The organism is Chryseobacterium ginsenosidimutans (assembly GCF_039536845.1).
Lineage (GTDB): Bacteria > Bacteroidota > Bacteroidia > Flavobacteriales > Weeksellaceae > Chryseobacterium > Chryseobacterium ginsenosidimutans_B.
Window position 1 is genome coordinate 181,551 of record NZ_BAAAZJ010000016.1, and the last position, 16,063, is coordinate 197,613.

The 16,063-nt window shown below is 33.5% G+C and carries 13 protein-coding genes; 2 read left to right on the forward strand and 11 right to left on the reverse strand.

The window, feature by feature from the left end:
* Positions 1 to 11: 11 nt before the first annotated feature.
* Positions 12 to 1,427, reverse strand: coding sequence for an APC family permease (locus ABD745_RS20330; RefSeq protein ID WP_344834526.1), 1,416 nt, complete (start codon positions 1,425 to 1,427; stop codon positions 12 to 14).
* Positions 1,428 to 1,807: 380 nt separating this feature from the next.
* Between ABD745_RS20330 and ABD745_RS20335 the strand changes: the two genes are divergently transcribed.
* Positions 1,808 to 2,317: a DUF4920 domain-containing protein gene (locus tag ABD745_RS20335; protein ID WP_344834529.1), complete on the forward strand. Its 510-nt coding sequence runs from the start codon at positions 1,808 to 1,810 to the stop codon at positions 2,315 to 2,317.
* A 125-nt stretch (positions 2,318 to 2,442) separates the two neighbouring features.
* On the opposite strand, the gene ABD745_RS20340 is transcribed toward ABD745_RS20335, so the two are convergent.
* On the reverse strand, positions 2,443 to 3,552 hold the full coding sequence (locus ABD745_RS20340; protein ID WP_344834532.1) for a M14 family zinc carboxypeptidase: 1,110 nt from the start codon (positions 3,550 to 3,552) through the stop codon (positions 2,443 to 2,445).
* Between the two features lie 802 nt (positions 3,553 to 4,354).
* Between ABD745_RS20340 and ABD745_RS20345 the strand changes: the two genes are divergently transcribed.
* Complete coding sequence (locus tag ABD745_RS20345) at positions 4,355 to 4,903, forward strand: helix-turn-helix domain-containing protein (RefSeq protein ID WP_344834535.1); 549 nt, start codon at positions 4,355 to 4,357, stop codon at positions 4,901 to 4,903.
* A gap of 372 nt (positions 4,904 to 5,275) precedes the next feature.
* On the opposite strand, the gene ABD745_RS20350 is transcribed toward ABD745_RS20345, so the two are convergent.
* The 9 genes from ABD745_RS20350 to ABD745_RS20390 form a co-directional block, all read right to left on the reverse strand.
* On the reverse strand, positions 5,276 to 6,448 hold the full coding sequence (locus tag ABD745_RS20350) for a proline dehydrogenase family protein (RefSeq protein WP_344834539.1): 1,173 nt from the start codon (positions 6,446 to 6,448) through the stop codon (positions 5,276 to 5,278).
* 65 nt (positions 6,449 to 6,513) lie between these two features.
* Positions 6,514 to 7,443: a UbiA family prenyltransferase gene (locus tag ABD745_RS20355; protein WP_344834541.1), complete on the reverse strand. Its 930-nt coding sequence runs from the start codon at positions 7,441 to 7,443 to the stop codon at positions 6,514 to 6,516.
* Between the two features lie 11 nt (positions 7,444 to 7,454).
* A complete protein-coding gene (locus ABD745_RS20360) occupies positions 7,455 to 8,381 on the reverse strand; it encodes a mevalonate kinase family protein (protein ID WP_344834543.1) in 927 nt (308 codons plus the stop codon).
* 231 nt (positions 8,382 to 8,612) lie between these two features.
* Complete coding sequence (locus ABD745_RS20365; protein ID WP_344834546.1) at positions 8,613 to 9,146, reverse strand: hypothetical protein; 534 nt, start codon at positions 9,144 to 9,146, stop codon at positions 8,613 to 8,615.
* Positions 9,147 to 9,178: 32 nt separating this feature from the next.
* Complete coding sequence (locus ABD745_RS20370) at positions 9,179 to 11,350, reverse strand: T9SS type A sorting domain-containing protein (RefSeq protein WP_344834547.1); 2,172 nt, start codon at positions 11,348 to 11,350, stop codon at positions 9,179 to 9,181.
* Between the two features lie 189 nt (positions 11,351 to 11,539).
* Positions 11,540 to 13,030: an MFS transporter gene (locus ABD745_RS20375; RefSeq protein ID WP_344834549.1), complete on the reverse strand. Its 1,491-nt coding sequence runs from the start codon at positions 13,028 to 13,030 to the stop codon at positions 11,540 to 11,542.
* 184 nt (positions 13,031 to 13,214) lie between these two features.
* Positions 13,215 to 14,072: an SDR family oxidoreductase gene (locus ABD745_RS20380; RefSeq protein ID WP_344834551.1), complete on the reverse strand. Its 858-nt coding sequence runs from the start codon at positions 14,070 to 14,072 to the stop codon at positions 13,215 to 13,217.
* Between the two features lie 105 nt (positions 14,073 to 14,177).
* The gene (locus ABD745_RS20385) at positions 14,178 to 14,756 is read right to left on the reverse strand and encodes a Crp/Fnr family transcriptional regulator (RefSeq protein WP_344834554.1); all 579 of its coding nucleotides are present in this window, start codon (positions 14,754 to 14,756) and stop codon (positions 14,178 to 14,180) included.
* Positions 14,757 to 14,870: 114 nt separating this feature from the next.
* Positions 14,871 to 16,049: an acetyl-CoA C-acyltransferase gene (locus tag ABD745_RS20390; protein WP_344834557.1), complete on the reverse strand. Its 1,179-nt coding sequence runs from the start codon at positions 16,047 to 16,049 to the stop codon at positions 14,871 to 14,873.
* Between the last annotated feature and the right edge of the window lie 14 nt (positions 16,050 to 16,063).

The following is a 16,063-nucleotide window of genomic DNA, read 5'->3' on the forward strand; positions in this document are numbered from 1 at the left end:
AGCTTTTAAATTTATTCTTCAATTTTCTTATTTCGATTAATAAAATAATATACCGGAAGTCCGAGCAGAACCATTACGAATCCAGGCCAAGTGTATTGTTGTTTGTAAATTAATAATAAAATACAGAAGCCTGTTCCTATCAATAAATAAATGATTGGTGTAACTGGATATAACCAAGTTTTGTAAGGTCTTTCTAAATTCGGTTGTTTAATTCTTAAATAAATAACTCCGAAAACGGTAATCATATAAAATAAAACGATCACGAAAGAGATCATATCCAAAAGATTGCCGTATTGACCACTTAAACATAAGATAGAAGCCCAAACTCCCTGCATCCATAATGCATTGGCGGGAACTTCATTTTTGTTGTTTTTTTCGGCTTGTTTGAAGAACATTCCGTCTTTTGCCATGGTCTGGAAAACTCTGGCTCCAGCCAAAATTAATCCGTTGTTACAGCCAAAAGTCGAAACCATTACCAGAATAGCAATAATTACGGTTCCTGCGCTTCCAAAGATAAAATGTGAAGCAGCAACCGCTACTCTATCATTTTCAGCAAAGGCAATCGCATTTCTGTCTAAAGCATTTAAGTAGACATAATTTACAGCAATATATAGAATCATCACGGCAGTGGTTCCGTAGATCATTGATTTTACAACATTTTTCTTTGGATTTTCAATTTCACCCGAAACGAAAGTTACACTTTCCCAAGCTACGGAACTGAAAACCGAGCCTACCATTGCTGCTGCAATTCCACCCAGTAAAGTCATTCCACCGATGGGTTCCCAACCTTCTTTAAGGAAATTCCCAAGAGCATCTTTTTTAAGATTATTAAAAGAATCATATCCTAAACTGAAATTTTCAGCTAAATGAGAAAAATCAACCAAAATAAATCCGGCAGCAATTAAGCCTACTATTGCAATGATTTTAGAACCCGTGAAAATATTTTGCAATATTTTACCGCTTTCTACCCCTCTTGTGTTCAGTTGTGTCAATAAAATTATCGTACCGATTGCTAAAATCTGAATCCATGTAATTTTAAACTCTCCACTCTGGAAAATCGGAGCTGCATCATTTAAAGCAGGAACCAGATAGGCTGTAAATTTCCCGAAAGCCATTGCTACAGCCGCAATTGTCCCTGTCTGAATCACTGTAAACAATCCCCATCCGTAAAGGAAACCCATCTTTTTACCAAAGATTTCTTTAAGATAAGTATATTGTCCTCCCGCTTTTGGAAACAATGCTGAAAGTTCCCCATAACTGATTGCCGCTGCAACCGTCATAATTCCTGTGATCACCCAAACGACGATCAGCCAGTATCCTGAACCGAGATTTCGCATCATATCAGCACTTACAATGAAGATTCCACTACCGATCATTGACCCCATTACGAGCATAATGGCGTCCCAAAGTTTTAGTTTTTTTTGCATAGTCGAGTATAGGCGTCAAATATAAATAAATATGCGGTTGTTTTGTGATTTTATTTGAAATTATGGAAGAGAATTCTTTGTTGCCAATCGCAAAGACGCAAAGGTTTTTAATCTTTATATTGTAAGGCGCAAGAAAATCAATATTTTCAGCAAATGCTTACTATAAAAAACTTTACAAATTTTATCACAGATAAAATCTTTGCACCTTAAAGCAGTCTTTTTTAATTTGCGCCTTTGCGATTTCCATACAATAAAAAATTCAAGTTAAATATTTATTTAAATATGAATTTAAACACGATAAAAACCTGACCTGTCTTTTATCAAGTTTTTCTCAATTTATGATTCAATTTTTATTAGTACTTTTGAAAAAAATATTAAAAATGAAATTCAAAGCGATATTATTTGCGGTAGCGGTAAGTGCATCTACTTTAGCTTTTGCACAGGAGACTAAAAAATTCGGACCTCCTGCAGGAAATGCATTGGTAGGTGATACATACGGAAGCGCTGTAACTTCGGGAACAGAATCTAAAGCAATCTCAGTAGATAAATTAAGCAAAAAGCTTAAAAAAGAGAATAAAAAAGTAGAAAATGTAGCTGTAAAAGGAAAGGTTACAGATGTTTGCGATAAAAAAGGATGTTGGTTAACGATTCAGACTGAAGATAATTCTCAGTTTTTTGTAAAAATGAAAGATTATGCTTTCTTCGTTCCGACTGCTTTGAAGGGTAAAACTGTTGTTTTAGACGGAACCGCTGAAAGAAAAATAACTTCTGTTGATGAGCAAAAACATTACGCAGAAGATGCTAAGAAGCCTCAATCTGAAATCGATGCCATTACAACTCCGAAAGAAGAAATCAGATTTGTAGCCAACGGAATCAAAGTTGTGAATTAATTCACCCCTGTCATTCTGAACGAAGTTAAGAATCTCTAAGCTTTTATTGATTTCTCCTGTCATTTGGATGACAGTCAGTATAAAAACAAAAAGCGGAACAAATTGAAATGTTCCGCTTTTTGTTTTTAGTCTTCTATTTTAAAGTTTACTTCTGCGTCTAATTTCGGATATTTATTGGCCGAAACAAATTTCTTCCCGGTACAGTCGATTTCCAGCCAGCCTTTTTTCTCTTTTACATCTCCTACTTCCATTACAAAAGGGACAAAAGATATTTCGTCTTTTCCTTCTTCCATAATTTCTCTGTACTGAACGGCAACGTCTAAAATACATTCGTGGTCGGTATTTAATTTTACATTTCTGTAAACGATGTCGTAATGCGTTTCCCTGTTTTCATGAATATCGAGATACTTTTCCCAACCTTCAATATCAGAATTTAATTCACTGATTGCTTTCAAAGCATAATACAATGCAATCGTATAATATTTCCTCGTTCCTTTTCTAGTATAGTCGTCGATAAAATGTCCGCCTTCAAAAAGAATCGTAGGCATTCCTGCTTTAATAAAATTATCACCTGTAGAAGTCGGATAAAATTCGTCGGAATATCTTCCGATCTGGTTTGGGATTAATTCTTTCAAATGATTATACACTTCCGCAATTACTGCCATACATTTTTTCCTGTTATCCGTGACTGTCCTTTCGTAATCTTCTGACGGTGCCAAAAAAGAAAGAGTCGCCGGATGGATTCCGTCTGTTGTAAAAATTGTTCTCTGCTCATGAAGATTCAGAGCGTAATCATATTTTTTGGAAGCTGCTTCAGCTTTCAGAAATTTTATCTCTTTGCTTGATTCGTTATGGAAGTCTCTGTTCAAATCAATATCGACTGCATTCAACCTTGTCCATTTTTCCGAACCATCGGGATTTAACATAAAAATAAAATCCAATTTGATCTTACTGAATAATTCTTCCTTTAGTTCCGGAGCTTTATCTAAAGTCATTAACAAGTCGAGCATTGCATGAGTAGCGTTCGATTCGTTTCCATGCATTTGTGACCAGGCAAGAAGATTAATGGCTCCGGTTCCGACTGTCAGTTTATAAATAGGTTTTTCTAAATACGATTTTCCAATCTCCTGAATATGATCGCTGAGATTTGTCTGTAGATAATAAAATAATTTTTCAGGGGAAATATAGCGATTTGGGAAATCAGGATTCTGCTGATAGATCTGTTCAAAGTTCATTAGATGATAGTTTACAAGAGTCAAATTTAACGAATTTTGAGAGAAAAATAAAATTTACATTTGTAATTAAATTAAACATTGTTGACTGCCATAATGTCTGTGGATAAAATTGTGGATTGATAATAATTTAATTGAATTCATTTAATTAGTTACAATTCAATAATTTATGAGATTCATATAAATAAGTATTGTAACATTACTTTAAGTGTATAACTATATGTTTATTGGTATTTAGGAGTAATTTTATTAAACATTACAAATGTGGAAAACTCTGTAAATAATTGAAATATACAAATGTAAATTTTAATTCTATTTTCAAAATTATTTACATTTCCAAGCTGAATTTAATAATGTAAACTGCTATAATTAGCACTTTATTTAAAACACCTTTTGCATATAAAGTAGTACTTAAAAGTCTGTTTATTATTGTTTTTTACAATCCTAAACCTCCTAGGTATGCATAAATAGGAGGTTTATCAGACATTTAAGTGATCTACTACTATCAGTAAGATAAACCTGTGCAAAAATAACTTTATTAGATAAACCTGGATATTTATTCAGAATAACTTATCCATAAGTTATCTACGTTATGATCTATCAACACAGAATTTTAATGTCTGATTGTTGATAAACTTTTATAAAATACTAGTCAATAATTTAGTTTAATACATAATCGGCTGTATTTCATGCGTTTATTCAGTTTACATTTGTATTTAATTACCGTTTACATTTGTTTATTTGAATGATTTGCATTTGTAAATTAATTTATTTACATTTGTAACATCATTAAAAACCTATTTTTATGAGTTTAAACGAGAGAATTTCCAAAGTTATAGAGTATTCCAATCTTACCTCTTCCGAATTTGCAGATGAGATAGATGTTCAAAGGTCTTCTATTTCCCACATCACTTCGGGAAGGAATAAACCGTCTCTCGAATTTATCATAAAGATAAAATCACGTTTCCCGGAGATTCTTTGGGACTGGTTGGTAACCGGTGAAGGAGAAATGCTAAAGTCTGAACTTCCGGAAATGGAAATACAAGAGAAGAAAACTGAAGAAGTTCATGAAGAGGAAAAATCTAAGACAACTTCTCTACCCGACCTTTTTACGATGATGAATAACGATGAAGATTTCGGAACTGAAGAAACGGAAATTGAGCAACCAAAAACGATTCCACGAGAATCAATTATATCGAATCAATCTACGACTCAGGAAAAAATATCCGATTCTCAGCGATTAGAAAATTCTAATGAACAAATAGTAAGTCAAGCTATTGGAAATCAAACAAGTAAAATAAAACGTATCGTTATTTTCTACGAAAACGGGAAATTCGAAAGTTTTGAGCCATAAAAAACCTGATCAGAAGAAAAATGATCAGGCTAAAAAATATTTGAAGAAGAAAACTACAGCATATTGCTTTTATAGTTCTATTGTGATCAACTTTATTTACTCTTATTATGTTTAATGATAAAAACCTGATTTGTAAAAATCCTTAATTAGAATTAAATCAGAAGAGCAAGTTTAGTTTTATGGGCTTAATTTTTATTTTGTTAATCAAATATAAGAATTGTTAATTAAATCAACAATAAAAATTTAAATATTTTGATTTAAATTTAAAACAATTTAATTTTAGCACAATTATCGTTAATTTCAGTGAAATTATCAACTATAAAAAAAAGCCTCACAAAAATTTGTAAGGCTGTTCTATTTAAATAAAGAAAATTATTTATTTATTTTTCTTCTTTCCAGTTCTTTACCAATAAGACCAAGCTCTCTTCCGGTTTGTCCTGCAACAGAAGTATTTTCCTGAGCTCTTCTTGTAAGATACGGAACCACGTCTTTTACAGGTCCGTATGGAAGATATTTTGCCACGTTATAGCCTTTATCAGATAAATAGAATGTAATGTTGTCACTCATTCCATATAGCTGTCCAAAATACACATGAGGATTACCGTTTTCAAGACCTGCAGACTTCATTTTATCCATCACCAATTCCGAAGAAATCTCGTTGTGAGTCCCAAAAAATGCTGAAACTTTATCCAGATGGTTCATTACAAAATCAATTCCTGCATTGTAGTTTTTATCTGAAGATTCTTTATTGGGCTGAATCGGATCTGCATACCCTTTTTCTGCTGCTCTTGCTCTTTCCTTTTCCATGTAAGCACCACGAACAATCTTATAACCAATAAAATAGCCTTTTTCTCTAGCTCTTTGAAGATGCCCTTCCATATATTCCAATCTTCCGGTTCTGTACATTTGGATCGTATTCCAAACGATGGGTTTTTCCTGATTGTATTTCTCCATCATCTCTTCGCAAAGGTGATCTGCTGCATCCTGCATCCAGGTTTCTTCCGCATCTACCATTACTTTTTTGTCGTTTTCATGGCATAGTTTACAAACTTCATCAAACCTTTTTACCACTCTCTCCCATTCTTCTTTTTGACTTGAAGTAAGCTCTGCATTCTTTCCAACTGCTTCATATAAATCAATTCTACCAAAAGCCGTAGGTTTAAAAACGATAAAAGGAATAGCAGGATTTCCTACAGAAAATCTCACAATATCTTTGATCTCTTTGCAAACAGCGTCAAAAGTTGTTTCATCTTCTTTCCCTTCAATAGAATAGTCGAAAATACTTCCAACTCCTCTTTTGAAGAGCTGCTTCACCACTTTCATACTTTCTTCACGTGTTTCACCACCGCAAAACTGCTCAAACAAAGTGTTTTTTACAATTCCGGTAACGAATGGAAAATTATTATGAATGGAAAAATTAAGAACAGAAGTTCCGATTTTTGTAAGTGAAGGCTGCTCGATCATTTTGAACATCCAATACGCTTTTCTTAACTGTGCATCAGATTTATCTGCAAATGCGACTTTAGTATCGTTAAAAATGGGCATTACTTTTATATAAATTTAAGGTTTTGCAAAGGTAAGAAAATGTAAGGTTTTTTTGAGAAAATTTTCTATAATTTACCTTCCAAACCGTTTAAAAGCATTGCAATAATTCCTACGAAAACCCAAAATCTTAAAATATTAAGAGTCATAAACTTACTTCTTCTCGAATGATTTAAAAGAAGATAAATACATAAAATAAAAACAAATAATCCACCTGCAAAGTAATAAGCCATGAATCCGGAAATACCTGTTTTAAGAATCAGCTTCATAGAAACAGCCATCGTGATCATCAATAAAGAAATGATAATTCCTTTTGTTGTTTTACTTTTAAAATAATTTGGAATTGTAATGTAACCAAAAGCTTTGTCAACACTTTTCGTTAATGTATCTTTCACAATATCAATACATAAAAGAATCAAAAAAAGAAAAATTGCCATTAATAAAACTTTCTTGGAAAAAGTTTCATAATACACCATCATTCCGAAAAACGGGTATAAAGTAAGGCTTACAAAGGTGAGATTATTTAGAATTAAAATCCGGCTTAATTTGTGACTGTAAAACCACATAAAGAATTGATAAACAACAAAGAAAGCAAAAACATTATGTGAAATCATCCATGCAACTCCCAAAGAAATTACACTTAGAATCAAATAAACATATAAAAAATATTTTTGCTTAATGAAGCTTTGAAGTCTTGTTCTGAAAGGTTTTACGACATGATCTTTTTCAAAATCATAGAACTGATTGATAATTCCTCCCGCTAAAATCGTTAAAACGGTACAGAAAATAATTCCGTGAACTTTAAAATCAAAGACAAATTTTCTGAAAGTTTCATCCTGATTAAAAAGGAAAAATGTTGAAACGTATAACGCAAAAGTAAGCAGAACAGCAACAAAAAAGCGAGCTCCCAAAAGAAAGCCCACAAATTGTGAAAATCTGTAAAAAAAAGATTTTTGAATATAATTTTTCTGTTGGAAATTTTCTTTTTCAGAATTCATTCCCTAACTTATTAAAATCTGTAAATCACTTCTTTATGGAAGCCATCAAGCATTTTTTCAGCTTTTTCGTAGTCTTTGGTGAAACCTAAAATATAACCGCCACCACCGCTTCCGCAGAGTTTTAAGTAATAAGCGTTAGAATCCAGACCTTTTTTCCAGATATTAAAAATACTTTCAGGAATCATCGGACGGAAATGTTCATACGCCCAGTGCGAAAGTTTTTTAAGGTTTCTGAAGAAAGGATTCATATCTTTTTTAAGGAAAGAATCAATACAGGCGTTATTGTAACGGATAAATTCTTCTTTCATGGTTTTTCTGAAACCTTCAGTCTTCATTTTTTCAAAGAAAATCTGGATCATTGGTCCTGTTTCGCCTGTAATTCCTGAATCGATCAAGAAAATAGCACCTTTTCCCTCTTCTCCATCCGGAATAGAAACCTTGTCTAAATTTTCTTTGTTTTCGATCAAAATAGGAAGATTCATATAGCAGATCAACGGATCCATTCCTGAGCTTTTTCCGTGAAAATAGCTTTCCATTTCTCCAAAAACAGTCTTCAGATTTTTTAAAATATCTTTAGAAATATTTTCAGGATCATGTTTTTTTAAAGAATACTTTTCGAAAATAGCAGCCACCAAAGCTCCTGAACTTCCCACTCCATATCCTTGCGGAATATTAGAATCAAAGAAAAGTCCGTTTGCAATATCTTGTTTGAATTTTATAACGTCTAGCTTAAAATCATCAGAAAGGTTTAAATCTGCAAGATAATCAGAATATTTCTGCAGATGCCCGTTTGATTTTTTTTCGAATTCGGACTCCGACTCAGAGAACTTTAAAGTTCCTTTGTAAAAGCTATATGGAACAACAAGACCTTGCGAGTCTTCGATCATTCCATATTCTCCGAAAAGAATTATTTTAGCATAAAATAGAGGGTTCGTCATTTTGACAATAAATTTTTTGCAAATTTAAAATTATTCCGCTGAATATAAGCAAAATTCGCGCCGAATTCTAACATATTTTAACAGCAAAATGAATTCAGACTTTAACTTATCTCTTAAAATCTGTGTTTCTTATCTTAAAGATAGCAAAAAAGCCTGAAATAATCAGGCTTTTTTTATTAAATATTCAAAAACATTTCACAACGTGGTAATTTGGTGACTTTATATTCAAAATTAAAACTTTTCGTCAGCTCCTTTTTGTTCTGAGTTGTATTCAATTAAAGTAGCAAAAGCTTTTTTTAATCTTTCAACCAAACTATTGTCATTTTTGAATTCAAAAGGATCCGAATAATCATTATAATTCGGCCCGCCAATAGACAATTCATTATAATTGCCACCTCTGGCTTCGTATCCTTTTTCACATGCAGTACGCACTATGCCTGTACCTTTTACATAAAAATCGGCAGAATATTCTGAAGATGAACCTGTAATTTTATTTAAATATATTGTAGTATCGCAACTATAAACACCAACCTGTTTTCTGTAAACAAATTCTCCGTTTGAAAAAGAAATGAATTCTCTGTTTCCAGCTAATTTTTCTTTCATTTTTCCTCCAATCCAATCTATTGTTTCTTGCTTGGTCGGTTTTACGGTTTTGCTTTCAGTAGTTGATTTTGTAGTTTTTACAGTTGCTTTTTTTTGAGCATTTACACTCATCCCTACAATTGTTAACATCAATACAATTGCTAATTTTAAATTTTTTGTCATTATTTTCTATTTAATGTTAAATATTCGTCAAATTATTGTTTAATCAGTTTCTTGGTAACTTTTTGTTTTTCCGTTTCCACCGTTACGACATAATTTCCGGTCTGCATTGAAGAAATATTAACCTCAAATTTAGTTCCCTTTAAAGATGATTCCGATTTAATTAATCTTCCTGCCTCATCGTATATTTTAAATGATTTTAAAGCATCTTTAGAAAAAATTGTAATCAGGTTTTTCGCCGGATTCGGATAAATATTTACCGAATTATCTTTTATATTTACATCTTCTACTGCTAAGACTGCACAAGAGAAATTAGCTTTCCAACCGATACCAGTTTCGGCAGGATCGGAAACAAATCTTACGGTAATCGCTCCTGAAGGGTGTGTAGATGTAAATGATCCCGGTACTGTAGTTCCCGTTAAAGCATTTCCTGCTGCAAACAAAGGTGAGCTTGTAGACGGACCATTATAAATATACATAAAATCATAATCCTGCTCCAGGCCAAATTCTGTGAATGACATTGTTAAAGCTCCTGAACTTGGATAGAATGTTTTTACGATCGTTTGATTATCACCATAATTTCCTGTAGTTCCTCCAGTATCCGTGAACTGAAATCCGTTGCACCAATCTGCATCTGTCAAGAATAACTGTGTTCTCTGGTAAGCCGCAGAACATTCCGTTCCTACAGATAAAAGATAATACGTTGCCGGCTGAAGATTTGAGAAACTGAATGACTGAGTTGCTGTCGTCCCGTTTGTAACCGGAGTTCCGTCAAATTTTGTCAGCTTATATTTCCATGAAGTTGAAGTCGCATCTGTAAATGCTGCGCTTGCAGAAGTTTGTGTAATATTTGAGACAGACATTCCTGTAACTGTTGTTGTACAAGCTGTTGTACAATTTGTTCCCAGACAAGCTTTAGAATCTACTGTACTTCTGATCAAAGCACCGGGTTGAAGACCAAAACCGTTTGCAAAATTAATTCCTACCCCTGAAACCAAGTGACAGTAGCTCATGATTGTTCCTTTTACAGTGGATGAAGGAATCGGTCCCGTCGGGCATGATCCTTCCGGATAACCTGCTACAGTACCACAACCGTCGATTGCCGTAGAATTTCCGTTCCATGCACAAGCATGAGTGTGAGGAGAGCCCAAGCTGTGCCCCATTTCATGCGTCATCGCTTCGATCGTCCAAGAATAAACAGGAACGTTGTTATACGTCTGAGAAGCTCCCGAATAAGCATGTCTGCTTGTAGTACAAAGAGAATTTACATACGCTACACTCGTTGTAGAAGGTTGGTTTACCAAATGCGCCAAATCTCCGTTAAAAGTCTGTCTGTTGGTTCTGAAACTTGCCAGATTTGCGTTTGGAGTTCCTGTATAAGGATCTGCTGTTGTCCAGATATAAATCTCATTCAGAGCAATTCTGATATCATCATTATTATAAAGAGTAGAGATATTATTATGAATTGCGGTCAACCAATTTGATGTTGTCGTTGTATCGGAACCGTTATTTACATAGGGTGTGTAGCAAACTTCATAATAAATCCTAACACAGTTTTGCGTTAATACTTTTCCAGTGTTTTTTTGAGTATTAGGGTCGAAAGAAACTTTCTGTTTCTGATTTTCCGCTAATTCATCAACACCGCAAATGAAAGGATTTAAACCTGTTAATTTTGAGTCTGAATAACTTACAAAATCTGTAGAATTTTTAACTTTTCCTAGAATAACATTTCCTAATTCCATTGTAGAAGCAACTCCTACAATATCATTATCAAAGAAACTGAATGCTACAACAGACTCATTATCACCTTTTACAATTCCCTGATAATAAGCTCCGGGAGTGTAATTTACGATTTCCCCTTTGTTGGTAGTAACTTTAAAATCGTTAGTAAAAATCTGATTTTTATACAATTCTAAAGTAATCTGTTTTCCGTCGAACGGAAAAGAAATCTCAAGGTATTCCGGTTTTTCGTAAACGAGTTTTTTTAACTGTTTTGCATCAACATTGATAACCGAAATGTCTGTCGCCGCTCTTTTGTATTCGGCTAATTTTTCTGAAGTTTTGTTAACTGTGAATAAATCATACTTTTCAAAGTTTTTCTTTTGAGCATGATATTCCGAAACTTTTTGGGCAACGGGTTTCATGTTTTGAGAAAAACCAAAGACTGCACATTGTAAAATGCAGAGGGTTAAGAGTTTTTTTATCATTATTACTATTTATTTACAATTTGCAAATAAACAAAAAAAATATAAAAAGAATGAAAAATTGCCAGGTTTTTCACATATTTTAAAAATTAATATTACATGAAAAAGAATTATAGCTTATAAAATTTATAATATCAATTTAATTAAAAAATAAAAAAAGGCGCTAAAAAAATTTAGCGCCTTGAGTTTTTATTAAGAATTCTTACCTTTCTGTATTCCGAGTTTCACAAATCGAATTAAGATTAACCCGACCCCGAAGAACAAAGTCATCGAAAGTGCCGCGATTCGCATATTATTGAAATGCTCAATCAATGTTGCAAAAATGAATGTTCCGATAATAATAGCAATCTTTTCCAAAACATCATAAAAACTAAAGAATGTTGTATTTTCCATAGAATTTTCCGGTAAAAGCTTTGAGTAAGTAGATCTCGACATCGCCTGAAGACCTCCCATTACAAGTCCGACAACTGCTGCAACTCCATAAAATTGATATTCAACCGTAGGATTTTCTTTGTTTAAGAAATATGCCCAAAGACAAGCTACGATCCAAAGAACAATGGCAATAGAAATTACATTTTTGTTCCCTATTCTTTTTGATAATTTTGAGAAAATAATCGCTCCGATAATTGCCTCGATCTGAATAACCAAAAGCGTTCCGATCAGTTTATCCTGAGCCAGATTGATTTCGCTTTTCCCAAATAATGTTGCCATCAGGAAAATAGTCTGCATTCCGACACTGTAAAAGAAGAAACTTGAAAGGAAAAATTTCAGGTTATGATCTTTAAATAATTCATTTCCTACTTTAAATAATTCATGGAAACTTTCTTTAGCAATATCTTTATAGAAGCTTAAATTATCTTTTAGAACTTCAAAAAATCCACCTTGTTCTTCGTGTTTTTTGAAGATATTTTTATAGTTTAATAATACTAAATCTTTCGGAAGTTTTTCCTTAACATCACCAAACTGAGGAAGATGTTTGAAAGTATATTGTGAAAATCCGAACCACCAAGCTCCTGTCAAAAGGAAACTAATTCTGGTAAATAATAACTGTTTTTCAGGATTTCCTTTACCTACAACCTGAATTAATATCAAACAGATCACCACCAAAACCACAGAACCGATATATCCGTAAACATATCCTTTCGCCGAAAGTGCATCCTGTTTATCCCTGGTTGCAATATCCGGTAAAAATGAATTGTAAAATACTAAACTTCCCCAGAAACCGACACTCGCGGTAATACTGAATAATAATCCTAAAAAGACATTATGCATTCCTGTAAACATCGCCAATCCCATACAAGAAGTTGCTCCCAGATAACAGAAAAACTGTAAGAAAGATTTTTTATTCCCAATTGTATCTGCCAAAGAAGACAGGAAAGGTGATAATAAAACGACAATAAAGAAAGAGATCGTTAATGAATATCCGTAAACCGCATCCGGCTGATATTCTTTACCAAAGATCTTAATCATGTGCCGCACAGGAACGTCAATCCAGGATTTTGTTGCCGCCACATATTCTTTCTTTTCGTACGCCGTGGTAAGAATAGAATAATAAATCGGGAAAATAGTAGAAGTAATTACCAAAGAATAAACGGAGTTTGCCCAGTCATACACTGCCCAAGCTTTCATGATCTTTGGATTATTCTTTATGTTTTGAGGTTGTTGATTCTCAATTTCAGACATTTCAAATAAATATTAGTAGCACAAAAATATAAAAACCATTGAACATTCGGTGCTTTTTTTTATTAATTAGAATTTAAGAGAAAATATAAATCCTTTTTTATGAAAAACTAAATATTTTTATCAACAAAAAAGTGACACATTTCTGCATCACTTCTTATTTTTTTAAAAGATTTAATTTAGTCAATTATCCTGTATATTTTTCCATCCATTTTTGCTTTAATTCTGCTCTGGCGTTAATAAATTCAATATCTGTACCCTGCGCTATTGCATCAAGCGGATAACGCAAAGGTCGTGTTCCCTGCTCCATATTCACAAGTTTCAATACACCGTCTGCAATTACCTGAGGATTCATATCAAACTCCTGCATCTTTCCAAATAGCCCTGCTCCGATTACATTAAACATCTCTGCAGCTACAGGATTATATTCTTCTGTGATTTCCGGTTTATCAGCTTGTATACCTACTTTACTTCCCGAATTCATTTCTGTAGGATAAACTCCGGGCTGGATTGTTACATTTTCTATATTGAATTGTGACAATTCATCCTGAATAGCTTCCGTAATTGCCTCAACCCCAAATTTAGAGGCCAAATATGGTCCCATAAAAGGCATTGAATGTCCACTTGCTCCAGAAGTTAAATTAATGATTAATCCTGATTTTGCTTTTCTCATGCTTGGCAAAACAGCCTGATAAGTACGAATTACGCCATAAAAATTGACTTCAAAAAACTTTTTAATCTGATCTATAGAATAAGCTTCTACTAAACCAAATCCTGCCAAACCTGCATTGTTAACCAAAACATCAACGCGACCGTGCTTAGCTAAAACATTATCAAATGCATTGGTAACAGAAGCGTCATCTGTAATATCAATATCTACAACTTCAACATTTTTGAGTGCTGAAAGTTCTTTGGCAACCTCTACATTTTTTCCTAAAGTTCCGCGCATTCCTGCAATTACTGTGTGACCTGCTTTAGAAAGTGTAATTGTCATTAATTTTCCAAACCCTGTACTTGTTCCTGTAATGAAAACTATTTTGTTCATTTCTTTTAAATTTTTTGTTTAATTAATGAGACAAAATTACTGACATAAGCGACTAAGATTCGTTGATATTTAGCGGAAAAAACTATTGATAATTGTCAATGGTTTTCACTTTTTTGCAGACTGTGACCTAATTCTGCTAAGTGTTTCTGCAGATATTCCGAGGTAGGAAGCGATCATATGTTGGGGAATACGATTGATTACTGATGGATATTTATGAATAAAATCCTGATACTTTTCTTCGATCGACAAACTTATATTCGCGTGTATCCTTTTTTGGGAAGCAAGGAAACTTCTGTGAAGAATTTCATTTGCCATTCTATAAAATTGCGGAATCTGCTTACAGATAATATCAAAATCTTCTTTTTCAATTAAAACAATTTCCGAATTTTCTAATGCAACGATATTAAATTCTGAAGGAGTTCCTGTTGTAAGGCTTTCTCTGTCACCTGCCCAATGATTTTCGGGAGAGAAATTCATGATATGCTCCTGCCCTTTATGATCAACCGAAAATGTTTTCAACAGACCACTAGAAATAAAAGCATTATATTTCCAAACATCTCCTTCCTGTAATAAATACTGATGTTTACGAAGCTTTTTAAGTATTAAGAAACTCTTAATCAGGTCAAGCTCATACTCCGAAAGGGTAATTTTATTTTCTAAATAATCTTTAAAATTATCAAACATTGAATAGTTGTGAATTTTAAATTAAAGATAAATATTTTAATCTCAAATTAAACTCTATAAAAACAAAAATTGGAGCCGAATGACCCCAATTTTATATTAAATCTTAAAATTTAATTATATATTCTCAATAACAATCGCCGAAGCCCCACCACCACCGTTACAGATAGCTGCAGCACCGTATTTTGCATTGTTTTGTTTTAAAACATTGATCAAAGTAACGATAATTCTAGAGCCTGAACTTCCAAGTGGATGACCTATAGCCACTGCTCCACCATTTACGTTTACTTTAGAAGCATCTAATCCTAAGATTTTGTTATTTGCTAAACCTACAACAGAAAAAGCTTCGTTGAATTCGAAGAAATCGATATCTGTAAGCTCTAAACCGGCTTTTTTAAGAGCAATTGGTAAAGCTTTTGAAGGAGAAGTTGTAAAATCTTCCGGTGCCTGAGCAGCATCAGCATAAGAAACGATTCTTGCTAATGGCTTAAGACCCAATTCTTCCATTTTTTCTTTTGAAACAAGAATTAATGCAGAAGCTCCGTCATTAAGAGTGGAAGCATTTGCAGCTGTTACCGTTCCTTCTTCTTTTTTGAAAACTGTAGGAAGTGTAGGAATTCTGTCGAAATTTACTGCTTTATATTCTTCATCTTCAGCAAAAACGATAGGATCTCCTTTTCTCTGAGGAATTGATACAGGAACAATTTCTTCAGCGAATTTCCCTTCGCTCCAAGCTTTTGCAGCTTTTTTGTAAGATCCGATGGCAAAATTATCCTGCTCTTCTCTTGAAATACTATAATCTGCAGCACATTTTTCTGCGCAAACTCCCATATGAACTTTGTTGTAAACGTCCGTAAGACCATCTAAAAGCATTCCGTCCTGCATTTTAACATCACCTAATTTCGTGGCATTTCTTGCATTATAATAATGAGGAACTGAAGACATGTTTTCCATACCTCCTGCAACAATTACCTCTGCATCACCAGCTTTGATTGCCTGTGCAGCCATCGTTACAGCCTTCATCCCTGAAGCACAAACTTTATTGATTGTTGTAGCAATCGTTTCATTCGAAAGCCCCGCCCCTAAAGCAACCTGACGAGCCGGAGCCTGCCCTTCTCCAGCCTGTAAAACGTTCCCCATGTAAATTTCCTGAACCGATTTCGGATCAAGACCGATTTTGTCTAATGCTCCTTTTACAGCAACAGATCCTAACTTAGTAGCAGGAACCGTTGATAAACTTCCCAAAAAACTTCCCATCGGAGTTCTCACTGCGGAAACGATGAATACTTCTTTCATGTGTATATACTTTA

Excerpts from the sequence above, each read along its gene's own strand:
- ABD745_RS20330 (WP_344834526.1), bottom strand. The coding sequence starts at position 1,427 with ATGCAAAAAAAACTAAAACTTTGGGACGCCATTATGCTCGTAATGGGG.
- ABD745_RS20335 (WP_344834529.1), top strand. The coding sequence starts at position 1,808 with ATGAAATTCAAAGCGATATTATTTGCGGTAGCGGTAAGTGCATCTACT.
- ABD745_RS20340 (WP_344834532.1), bottom strand. The coding sequence starts at position 3,552 with ATGAACTTTGAACAGATCTATCAGCAGAATCCTGATTTCCCAAATCGC.
- ABD745_RS20345 (WP_344834535.1), top strand. The coding sequence starts at position 4,355 with ATGAGTTTAAACGAGAGAATTTCCAAAGTTATAGAGTATTCCAATCTT.
- ABD745_RS20350 (WP_344834539.1), bottom strand. The coding sequence starts at position 6,448 with ATGCCCATTTTTAACGATACTAAAGTCGCATTTGCAGATAAATCTGAT.
- ABD745_RS20355 (WP_344834541.1), bottom strand. The coding sequence starts at position 7,443 with ATGAATTCTGAAAAAGAAAATTTCCAACAGAAAAATTATATTCAAAAA.
- ABD745_RS20360 (WP_344834543.1), bottom strand. The coding sequence starts at position 8,381 with ATGACGAACCCTCTATTTTATGCTAAAATAATTCTTTTCGGAGAATAT.
- ABD745_RS20365 (WP_344834546.1), bottom strand. The coding sequence starts at position 9,146 with ATGACAAAAAATTTAAAATTAGCAATTGTATTGATGTTAACAATTGTA.
- ABD745_RS20370 (WP_344834547.1), bottom strand. The coding sequence starts at position 11,350 with ATGATAAAAAAACTCTTAACCCTCTGCATTTTACAATGTGCAGTCTTT.
- ABD745_RS20375 (WP_344834549.1), bottom strand. The coding sequence starts at position 13,030 with ATGTCTGAAATTGAGAATCAACAACCTCAAAACATAAAGAATAATCCA.
- ABD745_RS20380 (WP_344834551.1), bottom strand. The coding sequence starts at position 14,072 with ATGAACAAAATAGTTTTCATTACAGGAACAAGTACAGGGTTTGGAAAA.
- ABD745_RS20385 (WP_344834554.1), bottom strand. The coding sequence starts at position 14,756 with ATGTTTGATAATTTTAAAGATTATTTAGAAAATAAAATTACCCTTTCG.
- ABD745_RS20390 (WP_344834557.1), bottom strand. The coding sequence starts at position 16,049 with ATGAAAGAAGTATTCATCGTTTCCGCAGTGAGAACTCCGATGGGAAGT.